The organism is Maricaulis sp., from assembly GCF_034670125.1.
GTDB lineage: Bacteria > Pseudomonadota > Alphaproteobacteria > Caulobacterales > Maricaulaceae > Maricaulis.
This window is the reverse complement of sequence record NZ_JAXMOC010000002.1, coordinates 53,601-75,577: the sequence shown is the minus strand read 5'-3', so window position 1 is coordinate 75,577 and position 21,977 is coordinate 53,601. Positions and strand designations below refer to the sequence as shown.

20 protein-coding genes and 1 tRNA gene are annotated in these 21,977 nt (G+C 62.4%); 5 read left to right on the top strand and 16 right to left on the bottom strand.

All coding sequences use genetic code 11. From position 1 onward, the window contains the following. Nucleotides 1-88 precede the first annotated feature (88 nt). The 9 genes from VOI18_RS03670 to VOI18_RS03630 form a co-directional block, all read right to left on the bottom strand. Entirely contained in the window at nucleotides 89-1,063 is a 975-nt protein-coding gene (locus tag VOI18_RS03670; protein ID WP_323761059.1) for an NADPH:quinone oxidoreductase family protein, read from the bottom strand. Between the two features lie 25 nt (nucleotides 1,064-1,088). Beyond that, nucleotides 1,089-2,009 (bottom strand): SDR family NAD(P)-dependent oxidoreductase, encoded by a 921-nt coding sequence (locus tag VOI18_RS03665; RefSeq protein ID WP_323761058.1) that lies wholly within the window; start codon nucleotides 2,007-2,009, stop codon nucleotides 1,089-1,091. Between the two features lie 33 nt (nucleotides 2,010-2,042). Further along, complete coding sequence (locus VOI18_RS03660) at nucleotides 2,043-2,501, bottom strand: MaoC family dehydratase (RefSeq protein ID WP_323761057.1); 459 nt, start codon at nucleotides 2,499-2,501, stop codon at nucleotides 2,043-2,045. Further along, nucleotides 2,501-4,213: a class I adenylate-forming enzyme family protein gene (locus tag VOI18_RS03655; RefSeq protein WP_323761056.1), complete on the bottom strand. Its 1,713-nt coding sequence runs from the start codon at nucleotides 4,211-4,213 to the stop codon at nucleotides 2,501-2,503. The genes VOI18_RS03660 and VOI18_RS03655 overlap by 1 nt, the downstream gene beginning before the upstream one ends. A gap of 2 nt (nucleotides 4,214-4,215) precedes the next feature. After that, on the bottom strand, nucleotides 4,216-5,445 hold the full coding sequence (locus tag VOI18_RS03650; RefSeq protein ID WP_323761055.1) for an acyl-CoA dehydrogenase family protein: 1,230 nt from the start codon (nucleotides 5,443-5,445) through the stop codon (nucleotides 4,216-4,218). Between the two features lie 60 nt (nucleotides 5,446-5,505). After that, nucleotides 5,506-6,297, bottom strand: coding sequence for an SDR family oxidoreductase (locus VOI18_RS03645; RefSeq protein WP_323761054.1), 792 nt, complete (start codon nucleotides 6,295-6,297; stop codon nucleotides 5,506-5,508). Nucleotides 6,298-6,317: 20 nt separating this feature from the next. Then, nucleotides 6,318-7,457, bottom strand: a complete 1,140-nt coding sequence (locus tag VOI18_RS03640) for an acyl-CoA dehydrogenase (RefSeq protein ID WP_323761053.1) — start codon at nucleotides 7,455-7,457, stop codon at nucleotides 6,318-6,320. Nucleotides 7,458-7,481: 24 nt separating this feature from the next. Further along, on the bottom strand, nucleotides 7,482-8,648 hold the full coding sequence (locus VOI18_RS03635) for an acyl-CoA dehydrogenase family protein (RefSeq protein ID WP_323761052.1): 1,167 nt from the start codon (nucleotides 8,646-8,648) through the stop codon (nucleotides 7,482-7,484). 193 nt (nucleotides 8,649-8,841) lie between these two features. Further along, nucleotides 8,842-9,750: an acyl-CoA desaturase gene (locus VOI18_RS03630; protein ID WP_323761051.1), complete on the bottom strand. Its 909-nt coding sequence runs from the start codon at nucleotides 9,748-9,750 to the stop codon at nucleotides 8,842-8,844. A 446-nt stretch (nucleotides 9,751-10,196) separates the two neighbouring features. On the opposite strand from VOI18_RS03630, the gene VOI18_RS03625 reads away from it, so the two are divergent. Next, a complete protein-coding gene (locus VOI18_RS03625; RefSeq protein WP_323761050.1) occupies nucleotides 10,197-10,418 on the top strand; it encodes a hypothetical protein in 222 nt (73 codons plus the stop codon). 64 nt (nucleotides 10,419-10,482) lie between these two features. On the opposite strand, the gene ccmI is transcribed toward VOI18_RS03625, so the two are convergent. The 5 genes from ccmI to VOI18_RS03600 are packed head-to-tail and all read right to left on the bottom strand — an operon-like array spanning nucleotide 10,483 to nucleotide 15,849. After that, entirely contained in the window at nucleotides 10,483-11,337 is an 855-nt protein-coding gene (ccmI, locus tag VOI18_RS03620) for a c-type cytochrome biogenesis protein CcmI (protein ID WP_323761049.1), read from the bottom strand. Continuing rightward, nucleotides 11,334-11,813 (bottom strand): cytochrome c-type biogenesis protein, encoded by a 480-nt coding sequence (locus VOI18_RS03615; RefSeq protein WP_323761048.1) that lies wholly within the window; start codon nucleotides 11,811-11,813, stop codon nucleotides 11,334-11,336. Before VOI18_RS03615 ends, ccmI begins: the two co-directional genes overlap by 4 nt. Further along, complete coding sequence (locus VOI18_RS03610; protein WP_323761047.1) at nucleotides 11,810-12,343, bottom strand: DsbE family thiol:disulfide interchange protein; 534 nt, start codon at nucleotides 12,341-12,343, stop codon at nucleotides 11,810-11,812. The genes VOI18_RS03615 and VOI18_RS03610 overlap by 4 nt, the downstream gene beginning before the upstream one ends. Continuing rightward, nucleotides 12,340-14,319, bottom strand: coding sequence for a heme lyase CcmF/NrfE family subunit (locus VOI18_RS03605; RefSeq protein ID WP_323761046.1), 1,980 nt, complete (start codon nucleotides 14,317-14,319; stop codon nucleotides 12,340-12,342). The genes VOI18_RS03610 and VOI18_RS03605 overlap by 4 nt, the downstream gene beginning before the upstream one ends. A 60-nt stretch (nucleotides 14,320-14,379) precedes the next feature. Further along, nucleotides 14,380-15,849: a sodium/proline symporter gene (locus tag VOI18_RS03600; RefSeq protein WP_323761045.1), complete on the bottom strand. Its 1,470-nt coding sequence runs from the start codon at nucleotides 15,847-15,849 to the stop codon at nucleotides 14,380-14,382. Nucleotides 15,850-16,024: 175 nt separating this feature from the next. Here VOI18_RS03600 and VOI18_RS03595 point away from each other — a divergent pair, with 175 nt between their 5' ends. The 4 genes from VOI18_RS03595 to VOI18_RS03580 all read left to right on the top strand — a co-directional run bounded on the left by VOI18_RS03595 (nucleotide 16,025) and on the right by VOI18_RS03580 (nucleotide 19,648). Further along, nucleotides 16,025-17,245 (top strand): acyl-CoA dehydrogenase, encoded by a 1,221-nt coding sequence (locus VOI18_RS03595; RefSeq protein WP_323761044.1) that lies wholly within the window; start codon nucleotides 16,025-16,027, stop codon nucleotides 17,243-17,245. Nucleotides 17,246-17,343: 98 nt separating this feature from the next. After that, entirely contained in the window at nucleotides 17,344-18,078 is a 735-nt protein-coding gene (locus VOI18_RS03590) for a tetratricopeptide repeat protein (RefSeq protein ID WP_323761043.1), read from the top strand. Nucleotides 18,079-18,159: 81 nt separating this feature from the next. Next, nucleotides 18,160-18,250, top strand: a tRNA-Ser gene (locus VOI18_RS03585). 729 nt (nucleotides 18,251-18,979) lie between these two features. Then, on the top strand, nucleotides 18,980-19,648 hold the full coding sequence (locus VOI18_RS03580) for a transposase (protein WP_323761042.1): 669 nt from the start codon (nucleotides 18,980-18,982) through the stop codon (nucleotides 19,646-19,648). A gap of 298 nt (nucleotides 19,649-19,946) precedes the next feature. Here VOI18_RS03580 and VOI18_RS03575 read toward each other — a convergent pair whose 3' ends face one another. Together VOI18_RS03575 and VOI18_RS03570 are read right to left on the bottom strand one after the other, a co-directional pair. Then, nucleotides 19,947-21,188 (bottom strand): RHS repeat-associated core domain-containing protein, encoded by a 1,242-nt coding sequence (locus VOI18_RS03575; RefSeq protein ID WP_323761041.1) that lies wholly within the window; start codon nucleotides 21,186-21,188, stop codon nucleotides 19,947-19,949. 84 nt (nucleotides 21,189-21,272) lie between these two features. After that, entirely contained in the window at nucleotides 21,273-21,968 is a 696-nt protein-coding gene (locus VOI18_RS03570; RefSeq protein ID WP_323761040.1) for an IS6 family transposase, read from the bottom strand. Nucleotides 21,969-21,977: the final 9 nt, after the last annotated feature.

Sequence of the window (21,977 nt, the reverse complement as noted above, 5' to 3'; positions counted from 1 at the left end):
AAGCGCTCCGCCTGCTTTGTCCGTCCAGAGACGAGAACGGCGCACCCACCGGGCGCGCCGCTACTTCTGCCTGGACGGCGAATGGCCATCAGGGCGTCAGGATCACCTTGCCGATCGCCTTGCGGCCGGACAGGGCGTTGAAGCCTTCGATGAAGTCCTCGAGCTTGTAGGTCCCGGCCACGTGCGGCTTGATCTTGCCGGCTTCGAACATTGCAAACAGCTCGTCCATGTTTTGCTTGTGGCCACCGGGTACCGACCCGGCCCAAGCGCCCCAGAACACCCCGACCACGCTGGCCATTTTCAGGAGCGGCAGGTTGAGCGGGAGCTTGGGGATCTCGCCAGCGGCAAAACCAATGACGAGATGGCGTCCACCGGGCGCAATACCGCGGAAGGCGGTCTCGGCGTAGTCGCCGCCGACCGGGTCATAGATCACGTCGACACCCTTGCCGCCGGTCAGTTCCTTGATCCGGGCCTTGAGGTCCTCGCTCGAGTAATTGATCAGCTCGTCGGCACCGTGCGCCTTGCACACCGCCAACTTCTCGTCGCTGGACGCGGCCGCAATCACCTTGGCACCCATCGCCTTGCCCAGCTCGACCGTCGCCAGGCCGACACCGCCCGCCGCACCCAGGACCAGCAGGGTCTCGCCGGGCTTGATCTCGGCCCGCTGCTTGAGCGCGTGATAGGAGGTGCCATAAACGATGGTCAGGCCGGCGGCCGCATCAAACGGCATCGAATCGGGGATTGGCGTGACGGCAGGCGCCGGCACAACCGCCTGGTCGGCAAAGGCACCGACCGGCGTGTTGAACAACACCTTGTCACCGACACTGAGGCCCTCGACGCCCTCACCCAGTTCCGAGATCACGCCCGCGCCTTCCGTGCCCGGCACGAAGGGAAGCGGCGGCTTGAACTGGTATTGCCCGCGCACGCACAGCAGGTCGGGGAAATTCAGCCCCCCGGCCTTTACATCGATACGGACATGCCCCGGCTGGATCGCCGGCGCGTCGATATCTTCGACGACGAGCTGGTCCTCGGGACCGAACGCCTTGCAGAGAAGTGCTTTCATGGCCTTGGCCTCTCCTGTTTTGGGGTCAGCCCAGCTTGACGCCGGCCTGGGCCGCCGCCTTGGTGAGAAACTTGATGGTCTGCTCACCGCCAGCGCCCAGCTCTTTCTGTCCGGCCTCGTCGCAGATGTCGGCGAAACGCGCGGCGACGTTTTCAGGCGTCTGCTGTTCGGGCGGCAGGAAGATGCCGTCGGTCTCATGGACCTTGGTGACGGCATAGCCACCGGCTCCGGCACACAGGATGGTGCGGCTGGGACATTCATCGCTGACCAGGAAGACCAGACCGGTCGACACCGATTCCGGCGTCATCAATTCCAGCGCGGCGGGCGGCAGCAGGTTTTCGGTCATCCGGGTCGCCGCCGTCGGTGACAGCGCGTTGACGCGGATATTGTATTTCGCGCCTTCCAGATGGAGCGTGTTCATCAGGCCGACCAGACCAAATTTGGCGGCGCCGTAATTGGACTGGCCGAAATTGCCATACATGCCCGACGACGAGGTGGTCATGGCGATGCGGCCATATTCCTGCTCGCGCATGATATCCCAGACAGCCTTGGTGCAGACAGCCGAACCATTGAGGTGGACGTCAACCACAGCCCGGAAGTCGTCCAGCTCCATCTTGGCAAAGGACTTGTCGCGCAGGATGCCGGCATTGTTGACCAGGATGTCGACCCGGCCCCATTTGTCCATCGCCTGGGCGACCATGTCGGCCACCTCGTCAGCCTTGGTCACATTGGCGCGATGCGAGATCGCCTCGCCACCCGCATCGCGGATTTCTGCCGCGACATCCTCGGCAGCTGAACCGGTGCCTGTCCCGTCCAGGGACCCGCCCAGATCATTGATGACCAGCTTGGCGCCCCGCGACGCCAGCGCCAGCGCGTGGGTGCGACCAAGGCCCTGGCCGGACCCGGTGACAATGGCCACACGGTCGTCAAAACGAATTTCACTCATCTTGTCGTCATTCCTTGATTGTTGGTGTGCCGGTCAGCCGACAACCTGCAGGGTCAGCCACTGCGCCATCAGCGCCGGCTTGTCCTCGTTTTCAATCTCGACCGTGACATCGTATTTCAGCATCCACTGGCCCGGGTTGCGCTCGACCGCCTCGGCCAGTTTGAACCGGCCCCGGATCTTCCGGCCCGCTCGGACCGGGGTGAGGAAACGGACTTTCTCGAAGCCGTAATTGATCCCCATCACGATCCCGTCGAGGACCAGCGCCGTGCCGCCCGCCATCGAAGACAACATCGACAGGGTCAGGAAGCCGTGCGCGATGGTGCCCCCGAACGGGGTCTGGGCGGCCTTTTCCGGGTCAATATGGATGAACTGGTGGTCATCCGTGACGTCGGCAAAGGTGTTGATCTGGTCCTGGGTGATCTCGGCCCAGTCAGATACACCGATCTCGGTCCCGACCATGCCGGGCAGTTCACTGGGTTTGGTCGCAGCCATCAGCCTGCCTCCCCTTCGGTCAAAAGCATCTTGCGCAGGCCCGGCTTGTCGATCTTGCTGGTCCCGCCGCGCGGCAGCGGCTTGTCCATGTGCCAGATCCGCTCTGGGATCTTGAACGGCGCCAGGTGCGGCTTGAGGAAGGTCTTGATGTCGTCATCGGTCAGGTTCGCGCCATCGCGAGCCAGCACCGCCGCTCCGACCCGCTCGCCAAGGCGTTCATCAGGAATGCCGATGACGGCCGCTTCCAGGATGTCGGGGTGATGCGCCAGTGCGCCTTCAACTTCCAGACAGCTCACATTCTCGCCGCCACGCAGCAGCATGTCCTTGATGCGATCAACGATGAACAGGAAACCATCCTCGTCGAGGATGCCGACATCGCCGGTCTTGAACCAGCGGTCCTCGGTCAGCACGTCGGCGGTCGCCTCCGGTTGGTTGAGATAGCCGCGGAACACCGCCGGCGACTTGATCCAGACCTCGCCCGGCTCGCCGGTCGGGGTCTCATTACCGGTCTCATCGACGGTTTTGATGTCGGTCACCGCCGGCAAAGGCGCGCCGCAGGAGCCCGGCTTGGCCTGATATTCGGCATAGCCATTATAGGTGCCCAGCGCATTGGTCTCGGTCAGGCCATAGCCCGAGGACGACCAGGCTTGCGGGAAGACCTCGTTGATCTTCTCGACATGGGCTTCGGGACGCTTGGCGCCGCCGGTGCCCATGGATTGCAGGGTTTCCAGCACCTCGCCCCGGCGTTCAGCCTCCAGGGTCAACTCATGCGACATGGTGGGAACACCGACCATATCGGTCAGCTTTTCCGCCTGGATGAGCTCGACCGCGTCGCCGGCATCCCATTTGCGCATCAGCGCCATTTTCCGTCCGGACACCAGCGACAGCATGAAGACAGCGTGCGAACCGGTACAATGAAACAGCGGCAGGCAGACCAGGACGCCAGGATTGCCATCGACAAATTCCTCATCCCCATTGGCCAGTTTCAGCGCCGCCCCCAGAAGGGCAAAGGACAGGATGGTGGTAACCGCGCCGCGATGGGTGAGTTGCGCCCCCTTGGGCTTTCCGGTCGATCCCGACGTGTAGAAGATTGCGAAGTCGCTATCGGTGTCGATCACCAGTTCCGGCGGTGCCTTTCCGGCGCTGGCCGCAACCATCTGATCGAACGTGTCGGCGACACCCTCGATCTCGCCGCGCCCGGCAATCAGGGTCAGCCCCAGACGTCCGGCATGGGGACGGATCCGTTCGATCTGGCGGGCGCCGGCGATCACGATTTTCGCGCCGCAATCCTCCAGCCCGAAGGCCATCTCCTCGCTGGTCCACCAGCCATTGATCGGCACGATCACACCGCCCGCCGCGATCACGCCAAGGAAGCACGCCATCCATTCCGGACAATTGCGAAGCGCCAGGGCAACACGCGTCCCCGGCTTGACGCCGTGCCGGTCGATCAACGTATTGGCGACAGCGACCGACCGCGCCGCCAGATCATTGAATGACCAACGCTGGTCTTCGAACACCACAGCGGTCTTGTCGCCATGCTCCATCGCTTTCAGCAGCAAAAAGCGCAGGTCTGCCGGTGCATTGACATAGGCCTTCTGGCGAACGCCGAGCACATCGGCCTCGCCGATATTGAGGGCGGGTTCGGCCTCCGCCACCTTCCGGGCAATCTGTTCGAGCATGGCCCGCGGCGGGGCCGGTTTACGCTGCGCCATGATCAGACCTCATTGGCGTAGGGCTTGAGTTCCTTGCGACCGATGACCATGCGGTGGACGGCATCCGGACCATCAGCAAACCGCAGCGTGCGCAGACCGGTCCACATCATCGCCAGCGGGGTATCCTGTGACACCCCGGTGCCGCCATGCATCTGCATCGCCTCGTCGACCGTCTCCAGGGCGACGCGCGGGGCAACGACCTTGATCTGCGAGATCCACGGCGCAGCCGCGCGCGGATCGCCCTGATCCATCATCCAGGCGGCCTTGAGGCAGAGCAGGCGCGCCTGTTCGATCGCCATGCGGCGTTCGGCGATAATGTCGTAATTGGCGCCCAGCTTGGCCAGCGGCTTGCCAAAAGCGGTCCGCGTCACCGAGCGGCGACACATCAGCTCCAGCGCCCGTTCGGCCTGACCGATGGCGCGCATGCAGTGGTGGATACGTCCCGGTCCAAGCCGGCCCTGGGAGATCTCGAAACCGCGCCCCCGACCGAGGATGAGGCAGTCCTTGGGAACACGGACATCGGTAAAACGGATATGCATGTGCCCATGCGGTGCATCGTCATGACCGAACACCGTCATCGGGCGCAGGATCTCGATCCCCGGCAGGTCACTGTCGATCAGGAATTGCGAGTGACGGCCATGGCGCGGCGCGTCATCACCCTCGGTCTTGGTCATCAACACATAGACGGCGCAACGCGGATCACCGGCGCCCGAGGCCCAGTATTTCTCTCCATTCAGCACCCACTCATCACCATCTTCTACAGCGGAGAAGGCGATATTGGTGGCATCCGAAGACGCGACGTCCGGCTCGGTCATCAGATAGGCCGAGCGCATTTTGCCTTCGAGCAGCGGCTCGAGATACTTCTTCTTCTGGGCGGCGTTGCCGTAGCGCTCGATGACTTCCATGTTGCCGGTGTCCGGCGCCGAGCAGTTGAAAGTCTCGGCCGCCAGCTGCGACCAGCCCATTTCCTCGGCGAGATAGGCGTATTCCACGGTCGAGAGGCCATAGCCGCGATCCGAACCGGTGAGCCAGAAATTCCACAGGCCGCGTTTGCGGGCCTCGGCCTTGAGGTTTTCCAGGATTTCGGTTTGGCGGTCGGTGAAGGCAAAGCGGTTGCCGGCCTTGCCGATCTCCGCGTGGTATTCCTCTTCGACCGGCATGACGACATCACGCACCATGGCGCGAACCTGCTCGATGAGCGGCTTGACGCGCTCGGACATACCCAGATCCATCTCTCTCCCCTTTATCTTTATACCGTTGTGTCTGTTTCGAATTCTTGTTGTAGCTCGGCGCTAGACCGGTCGTCCGCGGGCGCCCATCAACAGGCGGCGAAACTTGCGCATGCCGCCAATCCAGCGGTCGCGCTCATTGGCGCGAGCCTTTTCGTAACCGACGACCGACGCGTGCGGCAGCGCCAGGAAACGTTTCTCGGCGATCGCGGCGAGGGTTTCGGCGGCCACATCGGACGGCTCGACGATACCGTCGGCGCCGGCGATACCGCCGTCCTCGCTGTCACCCAGCATCGCGGTACGCACCGCCTGCGGGCAAACGCACACCACTTGCAATCCCTCATCACCATGCCCGATCGCCAGGCTCTCGGCAAAGGACACGGCCGCATGCTTTGAAGCCGTGTAGGAAGAAGCCCCGATCTGGGCCAGCAGGCCGGCAGCGGATGCCACCAGCACAAAGACACCGCCGCCATTCGCTTTCATGCGGGGCCAGACCTGCCGGGCCCCGCGAACAGCACCCATCACATTGACCTCGAAACTGTCGTGCCAGGCCTTGTCGTCTGCGCCTGCCGCATCCCAGCTCGGCTCATCCGAGCGCAGGATGCCGGCGTTTGAGACGTAGACCGCAATCGGACCCAACTCGGCTTCCGCCTTGTCGAGAAAAGCGCCGATCTCGGCCTCCCTGGTCACATCGACTTTCATGCCGATGCCACCAAAAGCCTTCGCCGCCTCCTCAGCGCCATCGAGATCTGCCAGGGCGACCTTGGCGCCTTGGGCGTGAAAGGCCTGCGCCATGGCCAGGCCGATACCACGGGCGCCACCAGTGATCGCAACCACCTTGCCTTGATAGTCCATGAGGTCTCCTCCCGAGCCGCTCAGTACTGCCGCATCCGGGCGAATTTCTCGGCGTGATAATTGGCATCCCCATAAAGCGCCTCGGCAACCCGGATCCGCTTCATGAAGAAACCGATGTCGAATTCATCGGTCATGCCCATGCCGCCATGCATCTGCACGCCTTCCCGGGCTGCCAGCTGGGCGACCTGGCCCAGCTTGGCCTTGGCGGCGGAGACCATCATCGCAGCGTGCTCCGGCGCGGCGTCGAGGGTTTGCAGCGCCTTCATGACGATCGACTTGCCCAGTTCCACTTCCGAGTAGAGATGGGCCGCCCGATGCTGGAGTGCCTGGAAAGTGCCGATGATCTGACCGAACTGCTTGCGCTCTTTCAGATAGCCGACCGTGCTGGCCAGACATTCCTGGGCCGAGCCCGACATTTCAGCGGAGAGACCGGCCCGACCGGCGTCCAGAACGGCTTCGAGCGCCGCCAGACCGCCATCGACCTCGCCGAGCGCCGCATCCGCCGTCACCTCGACCCCGTCCAGCGTCACGGTCGCATAATTGCGGCTATCGACGGTCTTGATCCGCTCGACCGAAACACCGGCCGCATCAATCGGGACCAGGAAGAGCGAAACGCCCTCCGCCTCGGTCTCACCTCCGGCCGTGCGGGCCGAGACGATCATCATGTCGGCGACATGGCCTTCGGCCACGAAACTCTTGCGACCGCTCAGTTTGAAGCCATTGCCCGAGCGTTCCGCCTTGGTCGCGACATTGGACGGGTTGTGCTTGCGGCCTTCATCGACGGCGATGGCGGTGATCGCCTCGCCGGCGGCGATGCGCGGCAGCCACTCAGCCTTCTGACCGTCCGAGCCGAAGCGCGACAGCGCCGTGGCGCCCATGATGGCCGTCGACAGGAAAGGCGATGCGGTGAGCGTGCGGCCCATCTCCTCGGCAATGACGCCAGCGGCGACATGGCCCATTTCGACACCGCCATGGGCTTCCGGCACAAGTACGCTGGTCCAGCCCATTTCGGCCATCGCAGCCCAGGTCTTGCGGTCAAACCCGTCGGCATTGTCGGTGTCGCGCAACTTGCGCAATTGCGCGACCGGCGCGCTGTCCGCGAGAAATCCGCGGGCGGCATCCTTGAGCATGCCGGCTTCTTCGTTCAGCACCATGGCCATGGTGACAACTCCCTCTGGTGCGCCCTAGGACGTCGGCAATTCGAGAATGCGTTTGGAAATGATGTTGAGCTGGATCTCGGACGTGCCGCCCTCGATCGAATTGCCCTTGGTGCGCAGCCAGTGGGCCGCGGCGTCATTATCGGCGCCCCATTCCAGCCCGTCCTGACCCACACTGTCCATCATCAGCTCGAGACGGCGCTTGTTCAGCTCGGTGCCGAAGTATTTCAGCATCGAGGAATTGGCCCCGACACCCTGCCCGGCCTTGGCCTCGTCCGCCACCCGCTCCATCGTCGCCATGAAGGCCAGACCGTCGATCTCGAGGCGTGTGATGTCGGTCCGCAACATCGGGTCGGCCAGCCGCCCCTGCTCGTCCTTGCCGATCATCTGAACGGCGACATCGCCGGCCGGACGCATGGCGCCGGAGCCCATGCCGCCAATCATTTCGCGCTCATGGGTCAAGAGGTATTTGGCGACCGACCAGCCCTTGTTGAGATCGCCGACGACATTGTGCTTTTCAGCCCTGGCGTCATCGAAAAACGTCTCGCAGAAGGGCGATTTGCCGGAAATCAGCTTGATCGGCTTGGTGGTCACACCCGGCTGCCCCATGTCGACCAGGATGAAGGAAATACCTTCATGTTTCTTGGCCGCAAAATCGGTGCGGACGAGCGCGAAGATCCAGTCGGCCTGGTCGGCATAGGACGTCCAGATCTTCTGGCCATTGACCAGATAGTGATCGCCCTTGTCCTCGCACTTGGTCATGATCGCGGCGAGATCAGAGCCGGCATTCGGCTCGGAATAGCCCTGCGCCCAGCGGATCTCACCGCGCGTGATCGGTGGCAGGTGTTCGAGTTTTTGCTCGTGTGTGCCGTATTTCAGGAGCGCCGGCCCCAACATCCAGATACCGAAGGACTGCAGCGGCGGGCGCGCCTTGATGCGCTTCATTTCCTCGCGCAGGACCTTGGCATGGGCCTTGTCCAGACCACCACCGCCGTACTCGACAGGCCATTCCGGGACCGTCCAGCCCTTGGCCGCCATCCGGTCGAGCCACAGTTTTTGCGGTTCGCTCAGCTGACAGTTGCGACCACCCCAGACGATATCGTCTTCACTGCCAATCGGCTGGCGCATTTCCTCGGGACAATTGGCCTCAAGCCAGGCGCGGGTCTCTTCCCGGAAACCTTCCAGATCGGACATGATCTCCCCTTTATCGATTTAATCGAGCATTCGGTATGATGCACTTGCGAGGACGCTAACGCTGAACGCAGGTCAGGTCGAGGGGGAGAAGCGGCGATTTCAGTGAAAGTTACGCATGCGCAAACGCATGAAAAAGCCCCGGCCGATGGACCGGGGCTTTCACTCTGCTCGCAGGACGGAGCTGCCCGATCGATCAGGCGAACTGCGGCGCGATCTCGAGATTCTTGGCGAGACCCAGACGGCGCATCACCAGAAGCGCGGTCCCGTTATAGTCCACGACCCTGTTCCAGAAGCCTTTCTTGGGCAGGTGAAGGGCCGAGCGCGGGAAGTCATGGTGGTGGTCGTGCAGGGCTTCACCGCCGGTCAGCAGGGCCAGCAGATAGTCGAACCATTTCGGCGTTTTCATGTGACCGAACACATTCACACCCAGCGTGGTGGCATGGAATTGCAGACCGCGACCAATGATCACACTGGCGTGGATCAGGGCGGTCAGGATCAGCGAACCGCCGCTCAACGCCACGATCAGATAGATCACGGCCGGAATGGCGAAATGCATGACCAGGGACAGCGTGATGTGAAATCGGTCGGCGAAATGGACCACCGGATTGTCCTTCAGCCACATCGGCATCGGGCGGGCGAGATCCTGTTCGTCGCGCCACAGGATCCAGCCGACCCAGGCCCAGACTTTCGACTCAAACGGGTTGTGCGGATCGCCGGGCTTGTCGGCAAAGCGGTGATGCTGGGAATGGTAGTTCACCCAATCCTTCAGCGTGCCCTGCATCGCCAGGATGCAGTTGATCATGATGATGACCTGGCCGGGCCATTTGATCTCACCGGCGCGGTGCTGCCAGATCCGGTGCAGCGGGCCGATACCCATATTGCACAGGAAGATGGTCAGGGCCGTGACACCAAAACAAAGCGGCGCATACCACCAATGCAGGGTCAGGCCGCCGAGCGCCAGGCCAAGGACGACCATGGTCGTCAACAGGGCGACGCCGAGGGCCGGATAGATGATCGCCGAAAACGCGCTCGCCCAATTGAGCGTGCGCCAGGATCTCAGGATCGCTTCGGAACGCGCCAGGATGCGGGATTCAAGGGTCATGAAGAGCACTCTCTGCAGAAAACAAAAGAACCGGTACGGAACTGGCCGGGAGTGTCAGCTGTCATGCACCCGGCGTCAAACACTCAGTGTATGGGCTGCACTGGCGTACCCGCGCCAGTCATAAGCGAATAGTGGTGGATCGAGGTTTTCGGTAACGCGACGGTAAAGCTTCGCCCTTGCCACGTCGGCCGCCGATGCGAATCGGGCCGGCGTGAAGCCCCTGCAACGAATCGCCCTTCACGCGGACATGCGGCACAGGTCACGGTGTCGGTCGTGGTCATGTTGTCGGTACCGGTCACATGGAATCCGATCGCGCCCCCGACCTGTGAACCTGCCGGCAAAATACCGCCAAATATGTTGAATCTTATCGTTTCTCGGGATGGACGAGCGGGCATTCTTACGTTTTCGTAAGGATACTGGCTATTCGATTCACCGCTGGGGAGCTGATGATGAAAGCGATTGCGATTTTCCTGGGCAGCGTCATGGGTGTGACCGCACTGGCTGTCGGTTGCCCGCCCTCCGTCCGGACTGCCGTAGTGGAGCGGACCAGCATCCCGGACCATGTCTATGTCGAGGCCGAACGTCAGCTCGACGTCTTTGTTGCCTGGGCGCGCAATGACGGGTCTGCACCGCAAATCGACAACGAACCAACCGACGCCATCTCCTGACCGCATAGCGCCAGGGTGAACCGGCCCGTCCGGAGCATCCGGCGTCGCGCGGGCAAAACCCGCCCTACCGGTCGGGCGTTTCAGCTGTACCGGCTTCTGCTTCGGCGGCGCGCAATCGGTCTTCAACCATTGAACGATACGCCGCGTCCGGACCGGCTTCCGTCAGGATTGCCCGCCAGGCGTCCAGTGCCCGCTCCCGATCACCGGCCTGGTATTGCGCTTCAGCCATGAAGAACCGCGCCCGGACATCTCCGGGGTCGAGATCCAGCGCGCGGGCAAAAGCCTCGCGGGCGGCGGGGGTCATCTCCCCACCCGCCTCAAACAGCCGCGCCTGTCCGAGTGACGCGAAGAGAAACGCCGACGCGGGTTCCCAATTGATGGCATTTTCAAACGCAATCGCCGCCTCACCATAGCGACCAAGCTGGATCTGCGCCTGACCCAACACGGCCCAGCCCTGCGGATTGTCCGGCCGATTGGCCAGCTCCGCGCGCAGATTGTCCAGTTCCGCCAGGATTTCGCGCAGCTCTTCCGGCATCTCCGGCGCGGGCGCGGGCCTCATCCCGACCAGATAGGGGCTGCCCAAGGCCATATAGAGCGCTACCGCCACGATGGCACAGCCTCCGGCCCCTGCGACCAGGCCGTGCCGGAGGGTTTTTGAGGCCACGCCTGGTCCGGACCTTGCGGCATCGTCTGTTGGCACTGCCCCGGCCTGACTGATCCGGCGACGGATATCGAGCTCGGCCTGCCGGGCGGCGTCTTCGTCGATGAAACCCAGCTCATGGTCACGCTTCAGCTCGGCGAGCTGGCCGGCAAAGGCCCCGCGCCCGTCCGAGACCGGCCCGGCAACGCCGCGCAACACCGGCACAATCAACGCCAGGACGACCACACACGCCATAAGCGCTATGAGGATCCAGATCATGCCTGCCCCTCCTCGTCGCGCAGCCGGGCCAGTTCCGCCGCCTCGTCGGCATCGAGTGGCATGTTGGCCCGGGCCGACTGGCCCCGAAGGAAAATGACGATCGCCACACCGCCGCCGGCAAGGGCCAGCAGCGGGAACAGCCAAAGCAGGATCGTATTGCCCTGCACCGGCGGCGACATCAGGACATAATCGCCATATCGGGTCTGCAACCAGGCGCGAACCTCGGCGTCACTGTCACCGGCCAGCAAACGCTCTCGGACGATGGCCCGCATGTCTGCCGCGAGCGGCGCATTGCTTTCGTCGATGCTCTGGCTCTGGCAAACCACACAGCGCAGATCCCGATAAAGACCGCGGGCGCGCTCTTCCAGGGCGGCATCGTCCATTTGCTCGTCCGGTTGGGGCGCCGCCACAGCGTGTCCAGGAGCGACCACATGGATGAAAAGGACGAGACCAATGAGAGAGACAAGGCGCATCATGACCGCTCCAGCTCCTCGATCATCGGCAACAGGGTATTGCGCCACACCTCTTCGGTGATGATCCCGACATGGTGATGGCGGACCCGGCCCTCGGCATCGACAAGGAAAGTCTCCGGCGCGCCGGTGATGCCCAGATCAATGGCCAGCCGCCCCTGCGCATCATCGCCGACGCGCTGGTAGGGATTGCCGTGACGGGCCAGCCAGGCCGCTCCCGCGCCCGGCTCATCGCGCCAGTCGACGCCATAGAGCGGTACCCGTCCCGACCGGCTGATCTGCATCAGCATCGGGTGCTCGATCGCACAGGGCGGACACCAGGAGCCGAATACATTGAGCAGGGACACCTGGCCGAGCAGGTCGGTATTCGACAGGCCCGGATCGCCCGCCTCGAGTCCGGCAAGGTCGAATGCCGGCAGTGGCCGGTCGATCATCTGGCTGGGTATGGCGGACGGGTCCTGCCGCAAACCCATCCCGAAATAGACAAGCGTGACGGCAAAGATCGCCAGCGGCACGAACAGCAGGATCCGGTTCATTGGTCGCCCCCCATCGCTTTCACTGGCGAGGCCTTCGCCACCAGCGACCGACGTCCGCGGTCGGCAATCGACAGAATACCGCCCAGCCCCAGGATCGCCGAGCCGATCCACAGCCACATGGCAAAGGGGTAGAGATAGACATGCACCGGCCAGCCCCACTCCGGGCTGGGCTGTCCGATCGTCACATAAAGATCTCCGGTCGCCCGCGCTTCGATCGCCGACTCGGTCGTCGACATGCCCCGCACCGGATAGAGGCGGCGTTCGGCGGTCAGATTGCTGACCAACTGCTGGTCACGTCGCGCAGTCAAATAGCCTCGCTCGGCGACATAATTCCGGCCCTCTACCTGCTCGACCCGGTCCAGCGTCAGCGTCAGCTGGCGGATTTCAAGACTCTGGCCCGGCATCAGAAAAGCGCTGGTTTCCTGTTTCCACGCACTCACACCGGTAATGGCAAAGACCACGACGGCGAGACCGAAATGGGCCACAGCCATGCCCCATATGCCCAGGGGCAGACGCGCCATGCGTGCCAACGAGGCCTGCAATGCGATTTCACCCAGCTTGAAACGCTTGGCCAGGTCAATCACCACACCGACCGCGATCCAGACCGCCAGAGCGGTACCCAGCGCGCCGGCGATCAGGCCGCGATCCGCAATCCACAGCGCGACGACGCCGCCGGCCATGGCGGCGATGGCGGCGGGTGCAAGATCGCGCAGGACCGGCATCAGCTTACCGCGCTTCCAGGCCAGCAGGCCGGAGATCGGTACCAGGACCAGAAGCGCGCCCAGCATCGGATTGAAGGTGTTGTTGTAGAAGGGTGCCCCGACGGTCACGGTCTCATCGCTGACCGTCGTGATGAAGAGCGGATAGAATGTGCCGAAGAAGACCAGGGCACAGGCCGCTGCCAGAACCAGGTTGTTGATCAGCAAAAGGCTCTCCCGGCTGATCGCCGAGAACACGCCGGTCGGCTTGAGAAGCCCGGCCCGCAGGCCGTAGATCAACAGGGAACCGCCGATCAGCGCCACCAGAATGGCCAGGATGAACACACCGCGCTCCGGATCGACGGCAAAGGCGTGCACCGAGGTGATGATGCCCGAGCGCACCAGGAAGGTCCCGGCCATCGACAGGGCGAAGGTCATCAGGGCCAAAAGAATGGTCCAGGCTTTCAGCGTGTCGCGCTTTTCCATCACCCGCAGCGAATGGATGAAGGCGGTGCCGGCCAGCCACGGCATCAGGGACGCGTTCTCGACCGGGTCCCAGGCCCACCAGCCGCCCCAGCCGAGCTCGTAATAGGCCCAGCTGGCGCCCAGGGCGATGCCGATTGTGAGGAAGGTCCATGCGGCCAGCGCCCAGGGCCGCACGATCCGCGCCCAGCGGGCATCGACACGCCCGTCAATCAGCGCCGCGACGGCAAAGGAGAAGGTGATCGAGAAGCCGACATAACCGGCGTAGAGCATGGGCGGGTGCGACGCGAGACCGGGGTCCTGCAGCAGCGGATTAAGGTCCTGCCCGTTCTCCGGCCCCGGCCACAGGCGGGCAAAGGGATTGGAGGTGAACAGCAAAAAGGCCGTAAAGGCTGCCGTGATCAGTGACTGAACCGCAAAGGTCAGCGAGATCAGCCGCGCCTCGACCGGCTTGGCCGACCAGGCCAGCGCTGCCGTATATCCGGTGAGGATCAGCCCCCACAGCAGCATCGAGCCTTCATGATTGCCCCACACGCCGGTGATTTTGTAGAGCATAGGCTTGTCGGTATGCGAGTTCTCGGCGACGACCAGCGCGGTAAAGTCCGAGGTCGCAAATAGCACCGTCAGACAGGCAAAGGCAGCCAGAACCAGCACGAATTGGGCGATCGCCCCGGCGCGCGCAAAGCCGTGCACGACCGCGTCCCGGGTCCGCAGTCCCGCAAACAGGGCCAGCGACTGGAACAGCGCCACCACAAAGGCAAGGATGAGGGCAAACTGCCCGAGTTCAGCAATCATGCCGCCGACTTGTTACGGGATGGCGCCAAGGTCAAGGCGCGAGGTGTCGCAGGGGTTGGGTCAGACAGCCGCCCTCACCCGCCCGAACCACAGGATCAACAGCGCCGGCAGCCACGGAAAGACCCGCTCGAACGGATCGCCAGGCAATTGCGCCCATTGCGCCGCGACGGCGCCGGGACCGCTGAGAGTTGAGGCGTCCAGCGCGCCCATGGCGTTGAAGAAGACGGTCAGGCCGAAGCCGACAATCATCGCGGCCAATACCGCCAGGTGACCGGACTGGACGCCCACCACCCGCATCACGATGACCGGGCCAAAGGCGGCACCCAGCGCGGCCCAGGCGAAGAGGACACGGGCGAAAATGGTCGATGGCAGGGCCAGCGTCATCCACACGGCGATCAGGGCGATGGCGACCATGACGATCCGCGAGACAGTAACCTCCTGCCCCTTGAACCGGCGCGCCACGCCCAGATCCCGGCTGACCGCCGAGGCAGCGACGAGCAGGATCGAGTCGACCGTCGACATGACGGCCGACAGCACGGCAGCGATCACCAGACCGCCGACAATCGGCGGCAGATAATCCCTGGCGACCTGGTAGAACACCGCCTCGCCATTCGAGCCGGCGCCGACCAATGCCCGGCCGGACAGGCCCAGCACGGTCATCCCGGCAAAGACCGCGACCGCCCAGACGATGGCGATCTGGAAGCCGCGCTTGCGGGCGGCTTCGTCCTTGACCGCCATCAGGCGGGTGATCAGTTGCGGCTGTCCCAGCGCGCCCAGGCCGACGCCCCAGACCCCGACGATGAAACCGATCAGCACCATGGCCGGCATATCGCCGGTGAGGCTGAGCCAGGCGGCGCTTTCATTGGCCTGCAGGGTCGCCATCACGCCCGACGGTCCACCAGCGGCGATCAGGGCGGCGATCGGCAACAAGACCGCCACCAGCAGCATCAATGCGCCCTGCAGCATGTCGGTGACGCTGACCGCCCAGAAACCGCCCAGCAGGGAATAGATCAGGACGATCCCCGCGCCGACCAGCACCGATTCGACACGCGGCAGCGCGAACTGGGTCTCGAAGGCCTGGGCGGCCGCGCCGAACTGGGCGGCAATATAGAAGATGAAGCAGAACAGGATCATCGCCGCGGCGACCGCGCCGATCAGTCTCTTGCCGCCGGCTGACTGTCCACCGGCGAGGAAATCACCGGTGGTGACATGCCCCTGTTCGGCAGTCTCGCTGCGCAGGCGCCGCCCGAACCACAGCCAGATTGCCACATAGCCGGCCCAGATCCCCGGCACCATCCACAGTGCGGAAAAGCCGTTGAGATAGACAAATCCCGAAAAGCCCAGCAGCACCCAGGCCGAGGAGGTCGAGGCGGCGTAGGACAGGCCGGCCACCCAGGGTCCCAGCCCCTGCCCGGCGATGAAGAAATCGCTCTCGGTCTGATTGCGATTCGAAGCCCAGACGCCCACGCCGACGAGCAACAGCTTGTAGGCAATCAGCGTTGCCAGCACGATCAGGCTTTCCTGCGACATCCATCCCTCCCCGAATGACGTCCCGCGCGACCTTGCCGTCACGCTCACCCCACCTCTACGCGTGTTTGCGATACCACGCCAAGCCGAACCGCTCCGGCAGCTTGCCCCCGCTGCCCGGCCCGGCTAATCCGGCATCAAAGCCAAACTCGCAACCGCCCCGGGGAGCCATATCATCATGACCGACAAGCCGACGCTGAAAGCCAAGGATGCCCCGGATCTGGGCCGTTTTGACTGGCAGGACCCGTTCCGCCTCGACGACCAGCTGACCGAAGAAGAACGCATGGTGCGCGATACCGCGCGCAGCTATGCGCAGGACAAGCTGCAGCCGCGCGTCATCGAGGCCTATCGCGAGGAAAAGACCGATCCGGCCATCTTCCGCGAAATGGGCGAACAGGGCCTTCTGGGCTGTACGCTTCCGGAAGAATATGGCGGCGCCGGCCTGGGCTATGTCGCCTATGGGCTGGTCGCCCGCGAAGTCGAGCGGGTCGATAGCGGTTATCGCTCGATGATGTCGGTCCAGTCCTCTTTGGTGATGTACCCGATCTACGCTTATGGCTCGGAAGAACAGCGGCAAAAATACCTGCCCAAACTGGCCTCGGGCGAATGGATCGGCTGTTTCGGCCTGACCGAACCCGATGCCGGCTCCGACCCGGCCGGCATGAAGACCCGCGCCACAAAGACCGCCAATGGCTACACTCTGAACGGCGCGAAAATGTGGATCTCCAACTCACCGATCGCCGATGTTTTCGTGGTCTGGGCCAAGTCAGACGCCCATGACGGCAAGATCCGCGGCTTCGTGCTCGACAAGGGCATGAAGGGCCTCTCCGCTCCGAAAATCGGCGGCAAGCTGTCGCTGCGCGCCTCGATCACCGGCGAGATCGTGATGGACAATGTGGAAGTCGGCGAAGACGCCCTGCTGCCGCATGTCTCCGGACTGAAAGGCCCGTTCGGCTGTCTCAACCGGGCCCGCTACGGCATTTCCTGGGGCGCCATGGGCGCCGCCGAGTTCTGCTGGCATGCGGCGCGCCAGTATGGCCTCGACCGGATCCAGTTCGACAAGCCGCTGGCCCAGACCCAGCTGTTCCAGAAAAAGCTGGCCGACATGCAGACCGAAATCACGCTGGGCCTGCAGGGCTCGCTGCGCATCGGTCGCCTGATGGACGAGGCGCAAGCGGCGCCGGAAATGATCTCGATCATGAAGCGCAATAATTGCGGCAAGGCGCTCGACATTGCCCGCATGGCGCGTGACATGCACGGCGGCAATGGCATCTCCGAGGAATTCCAGGTGATGCGTCACATGGTCAACCTGGAGACCGTCAACACCTATGAAGGTGCCCACGACGTCCACGCCCTGATCCTCGGACGGGCACAGACAGGGCTGCAGGCGTTTTTCTAGGCGGACCGCAAACGGGTTTCCACGGCACGTCCTGCGCGACATCTTGCCCGCCACAACCGGCTCGCCTAAGACAGTCTGGTTTGGCGCGGGGGGAAACGATGCCGATTCTGATGGGGTTGCACATTCTGGTGTCGCTGGGATGCGCGGTGCACGTGATCCGCACCCAGCGCCAGATGTACTGGATTTTCATCCTGTTCGCCTTTCCGGCGCTGGGCTCGATCGTCTACCTTCTGGCCGAGGTCCTGCCCTCGGCAGCCGGCGGGCCGACCGGTCGCAAGGCCCAGGCCGCGGCCCGCAAGGCGCTCGACCCCGGGAAAGAAGCACGTGAAGCCCTGGTCCAGGTCGAGATCAGCCGCACGCCGGGCAATCTGCGCCGCGCCGCCATGGCCCTTCTGGCCACCAACCGGGCCGATGACGCAGTCATCATGGCGCGTGAGGCGGCCACCGGGGCTTTCGCTGAAGACGCCGCGATGATGCATACGCTCGCCCTGGCCCTGTTCGAGACCGGGCGTTACGAGGAAGCCGCCGACCAGCTCGCCGCCATGCAGGCCGCCCACCCCACGCTGCGCCATCCCGAAGCCCATCTGCTCCACGCCCGGACACTGGAAGCGCTGGGCCGCCTCGACGAGGCCAGCGCCACCTATGACAGCGTGTCCGGCTATTTTCCGGGTCCGGAGGCCAAGGCACGCTGGGCCATGATGCTGGAGGGCATGGGCGAAGGCGACGCGGCCAGCGCGCAATGGCGCGAAATCGTGACTGCCGCCAAACACGCACCGAAACATGTCAGACGCACCCATCGCCGCTGGCTCGACATGGCCCGCGCCAAGGCCTGAGCGGCAACCGCCTGCAATCCATCCCGCAATCGCGGCAACTGCCACTTGAAGCCCTGCGGGTGTGCCATTAAACCGGTCGGTGGAGAGGTGGCCGAGTGGTCGAAGGCGCTCCCCTGCTAAGGGAGTGTGCGCCAAAAGCGTACCGTGGGTTCGAATCCCATCCTCTCCGCCACACTCCATCCTTTTGAAATGGCAGCTCTTTTCGTGACGCCGAGCGTGGTGGGCGGTTGTGCGCCCCAATGACCCGACGTGCCGTCCGGGTCAACAGACGCGCTGGCCGGACACCGGCCTTCCGGCAGCCGTGCACTATCAGTATGGCGCCATCGCCCACACGGTGGGCGGATCAACGACCAACTACACGCTGAGCTATGACGTTTCTGGATTGAATAGTGCCTGGCACCATTTGTTTCGCCGCCCCAGGCTGGGCACGGAGTAAATGGTACGTGTCCCCGGTTTTTCGGGCGGCCACTCAAGGAAGCGACAGAATGAACGGGAAAAATGTGTCTGTCCCAGTTTCTCTGTTTATTCTATCTATTCTACGGTCTGTGTTAGAATTCGCCCAAATACCCAAAAAATGAAAAAGCCCATCACCATCGCCAATAAAATGCCAACCCAGAACAGGTAGTCCCCAGAGAACCACACGGCAAGAAGTGTTATTGCGGCAAAAATGACGCTTGCCCACATAAAGAAGTCTCTAATTGTATCTATGATCACTCTTAATGCAGAGGTCAAAGTACTCTCCATTTTTTAATTCGAACAAACGGATTCGATTGCACATCCAGAAGTAACTTTAATTTGGTTCTCAGATCCCCAGTTGCGAGAAATCGGGACAGACACATTTTCCGCGCCCCATTTTCTCGTTTAGGTTGCGCTTTAGATCCGCATCCGAATAACTGCAGCCATGCCCCGTGCCGCACGCTTCGTTCTTCCTGGCTATCCCCATCATGTCACCCAGAGGGGAAACCGGCGGCAGCAGACTTTCTTCAACGACGAGGACTATGCGCTCTATCTCGACCTGCTGCAAAGCGCTTGCATGCAGTTCGATGTGGCCTGCTGGGCTTATTGTTTGATGCCCAACCATGTCCATCTGATCCTGGAGCCGCATGATCAAACCGGCCTTGGCGCAGCACTCAAGCGCACGCACCAATCCTATACGCGGCACGTCAATGCTCGCGAGGGCTGGAGCGGCTGTTTATGGCAGGGACGGTTTGGTTCGAGCGCCATGGACGAGTCCCATGCACTGATCGCCGTACGCTATGTCGAGCTGAATCCGGTGAAGGCAAAGCTATGTCAGCAGGCCCGGGACTGGCCTTGGTCGAGTGCCCGCGCCCACCTCACCGGCGAGCCCGAGCCGCTCTTGTCGGCGGTGCCCTTCCTGGAGCGCATTCCCGACTGGAATGCCTATCTGCACCAAGGCCTGGACCCGGCCATCGAAGCCCGGATCGGATACTTTACCGGGACCGGCTATCCGATGGGAGCGGATGATTGGATCTCAGCACTGGAAACCAGATCAGGCCGTGACCTGCGGCCCAAACCACGCGGCCGGCCACTCAAGGAAGCGACAGAATGAACGGGAAAAATGTGTCTGTCCCAATTTCTTTGTCCCAATTTCTTCTCCATCATTTTCATCTGACAGTGCCCCTATTTACTCATCCCGCATCAACGAATCTGTAAATGGCCATAAGTTTAACTTAGTACCAATGAAGGCGTAAACTAGGAAAACGAGAAAAGTTCCTATTGCGTATATGACGTATACCGGTCCAAAATTTTGAAACCATAACATCACTGGAATGTTAAATATAGCCCAAAAAACAATTGGCGTTCCTATGTAGTCTTTAAATGCAATTTTCCGATTGTTCCGATTTCTTCTATTCATCATCTGAACTCATCTGCTCATAAATGCTCAGCACGGCCCCAGTTAACCCTAAATCTAGTGGCTCAAGTGCGGAAAGTGCACCGCTAGCAATATCTCCCCCGGTCGTTGACGCACCGTTCTCGATCGTAGCGGAGCTCATCCCAAATCCGGCCGCCAGCGGCGCTTTGGCGGCTGCATCCAAGTAGAAAGACCCTGAAGCGGGTATGACCCCAAGGGTGACACCAGCCACAAACCCGACCGCGCCAACCCGCGCCGAAGCACTATAATCGTGCTGCCCGGAAACAAACCAAGTCTGTTGATCGTGCAGAAAGAACGAGCTGACACCAGTTTGCAAGCCAGAATGCAACGCACGAGAAGCGATCGTATGTCTTGTTAGAGCCTCAATTCCCTTTAGAGTAAACTTACTCACCGTTCCATATCCAGAGAAAAACAGAAACGTTTCAACCGTAGTCACAACCGCTCGTTCCGCTAAGACGGCTGTGGGGTCGACAGTCGCGGGATTATTTAGATCGCCGCCTCGTCGGCCTATACCACCACGCCGTGACCGGCGAGCCCGCTCTTGCCCTTCAGGCGTGGTCCATTCAATGGTTATCGGGTCGGGCCGAGTACTTCCGCGGCCCCGCGATCCGAACGGCCGACTTTGCTCTCCACTCGGATCCGTCGCATTCAACGGATTATTCCCCACATACGCATACAGATTCATCTGATCCGCATAACCAATCGGGTCAGTCTGCAAAAACCGCCCGATCTCCGGCCAGTAATAGCGGGCGCGATAGTAGTAGAGCCCGCTTTCCGGGTCGTAGCGGCGGCCGGTATAGCGGAAGGGGTTGCCGGAGGTGTTGAGCGGCGCCTCGACACCATAGGGCGTGTAGACATAGCGGTCACTCAGGGCACCGCTGGCATCGGCCAGGGCGATGACCGAGCCGAGTCGGTTGGCGTGGTAGTAATGCCGCGCCGTGGCGGCCCCAGTCGACGGATTGACGGTGATCATCGCCTCGCGCTGATCGATGCCCGGACCGGGGATGTAGCGTTGGAGATACTGGCCAGCATCATTGAGCTCGCCGGTTTCCATGCCACCGGCATGACTGAAACGGGTCCAGCTGGCACCATTGTTCAATGACACGCCGGTGCGCCGTCCGATCACGTCATAGCGATACTGGATGGTCTGACCGGATTGAACCAGGCCGGTGAGCCGGTTGCGGGTGTCGTGCAGGGCATTAATTGGGACAGACACAATTATCAGGTAGGCAGGGACAAATTAAATGTGTCTGTCCCAATTGTTTCGGACGGGTCTCGGAAGACCGAGACCCACGGTATCTCAGGCGGCGAGTTGGCGCCATTCGGCCAAAGCGGCGGATCGGTTTTGCTTGAATGCCTCTCTGCGGGTTAGGTGACGTTCATGGCTGAAGTGGTTGTGGACGGATGACTGGGCCGAGACGAATTTCTGGAGCGTCTCGAAGCTGCGAAACTTGCCCATCGCTCGCTCCCTTCGCCGGAAGGGCAGATGAGAGTTTTCGGCGCGGTTGTTGAGCCAGCGCCCGGTCTCCTGGCGGCCGGCATTGCCGATCACCTTCATCGCGGCTTTGTAGGACCCGAGCCGATCGGTCACGACGACATCCGGATTGCCATAGCGCTTCATGGCCCTGCGCAAAAACCGTAGTGCAGCATGGCGATCACGGCGCCTAGTGACATAGGCCTCCAACACCTCGCCCTCGTGATCAACGGCTCGCCAGAGGTAGTGAAGCTCGCCATTGATTTTGACGAAAACCTCATCGAGATGCCACGCCCAGTTCGAAAATCTCTGACTGGCCAGCCGCTGCTTGCGGATTTGTGCCGAGAACATCGGGCCGAACCGATTCCACCAAAAGCGCACCGTCTCATGCGTGATGTCGATGACGCGCTCGTGCAGCAGATCTTCGACGTTGCGCAGAGATAGCGGGAAGCGGACATACATCATCACCGCCACGCGGATGATCTCGGGTGAAGTTTTGAAATATCGGAACAGATTGCGCATGGGAAAACG